Source organism: Comamonas sp. CAH-2 (genome assembly GCF_009668305.1).
Taxonomy (GTDB): Bacteria; Pseudomonadota; Gammaproteobacteria; order Burkholderiales; family Burkholderiaceae_C; genus Comamonas; species Comamonas aquatica.
Genome location: NZ_VSWF01000077.1, coordinates 1 through 1,611, shown reverse-complemented (window position 1 = coordinate 1,611; position 1,611 = coordinate 1). Strand labels below are relative to the sequence as shown.

Sequence of the window (1,611 nt, the reverse complement as noted above, 5' to 3'; positions counted from 1 at the left end):
CGGGCATGCGGACAAAAACTTGGACTATCAGAGGAGATAGTTCATGTACACATACGCAGACAGGATGCGAGCGGTTGAGCTTTACATCAGACTTGGATTGCGTGTCAGGGCCACGATCCGCCAGTTGGGATACCCAACGAAGAACGCATTAAAAGGTTGGTATCAGCAGTACCTGAAGCATCAGGATTTGCCTGAGAACAAAGCACCAAGAGCGCAGAAATACTCACTGGAGCAAAGACAGGCGGCAGTCGCTTATTACTGTGCCCATGATCGCTGTATTGCTGCAACGATGAGGGCTTTAGGCTACCCAGGCCGAGGTACGTTGACTGCCTGGGTTCGGCAAGACTGTCCTGAGACAAGCAAATCGATAGTGGGTAGAGCTTGGCCGGCTGCCAAGCCTGATGCGCTGATGTGTGAGGGGGTTGTGCAACTGTGTGCCCGGCAATCGACAGCACAGGAGATTGCGCAGAAGTTGGGGGTTTGTAGAGGAACCTTGTACAACTGGAAAAATCAGTTGCTTGGCCCTTATGCCCCTGCATCCATGAAACCTACCCCAAAGCAATCCCCAGTATTGGATGAAGTAGCACTCAAGCGCCAAATCGAAACATTGCGTCAGGATGTACGGCGGCTGAAGCTCGAGCGTGAGCTTCTGAAACGAGCCCACGAAATCTTAAAACAAGGCAGCGACATTGATCTGCATAGGCTGACCAACAAGGATAAGGTTGTACTGGTTGAAGCGCTGCGTGCACAGTATGAATTGCCAGAGCTGCTTTCCCTTGTAAGCCTTGCTAGAAGCTCGTATTTCTACCATCGCTCCCGGGTGAAACTGGCAGATAAATACGTGGATGTACGCCGCAACATCACAGAAATCTTCAAAGCTAACTACCGTTGCTATGGCTATCGCAGGGTACAGGCATCCCTAATCCAAGAGTGCAAAGGCATCTCCGAGAAAGTGGTGCGCCGATTAATGAAGCAAGAAGGACTGCTCGTGTCCAAGCCTAAACGCCGCAGGTACAACTCGTACCTAGGTGAGATCAGCGCAGCCCCGCAAAACATCATCAATAGAGACTTCCATGCCGCTGCGCCCAATCAGAAGTGGCTCACCGACATTACTGAATTCCAGATTCCCGCGGGCAAGATTTACCTGTCGCCAGTGATTGATTGTTTCGATGGGATGGTGGTGAGCTGGAGCATAGGTAGCCATCCCAATGCCCACCTCGTCAACACTATGCTCGATGCTGCCATTGATACTGTCCAACGCAACGAGGTCCGGCCTGTAATTCATTCGGACCGCGGGGCTCACTACCGTTGGCCAGGCTGGCTCTCAAGGGTGCATGATGCAAAGCTGGTTCGCTCAATGTCCCGCAAAGGATGCTCACCGGACAATGCAGCATGCGAAGGCTTCTTTGGCAGGCTAAAGATTGAGCTGTTCTATCCGGGTAACTGGCAATCAACGACGATTGAGCAGTTCATTGAAGCCGTAGATACCTACATCCGTTGGTACAACGAAAAACGTATCAAGGTATCTCTGGGGCGTTTGAGCCCTGTGCAATACCGGCAAAAACTTGGTCTAGCCGCATAAAACCAGTCCAAGTTTTTATCCGCATCCCC

The 1,611-nt window shown here is 51.6% G+C and carries 1 protein-coding gene; it reads left to right on the top strand.

Features of this window, described 5'->3' with window-relative positions; genetic code table 11:
- Positions 1-43: 43 nt before the first annotated feature.
- Entirely contained in the window at positions 44-1,582 is a 1,539-nt protein-coding gene (locus tag FYM52_RS18535) for an IS3 family transposase (RefSeq protein WP_154165151.1), read from the top strand.
- Positions 1,583-1,611: the final 29 nt, after the last annotated feature.

Coding starts and splice junctions, on each gene's coding strand:
- FYM52_RS18535 (WP_154165151.1), top strand. CDS start 44: ATGTACACATACGCAGACAGGATGCGAGCGGTTGAGCTTTACATCAGA.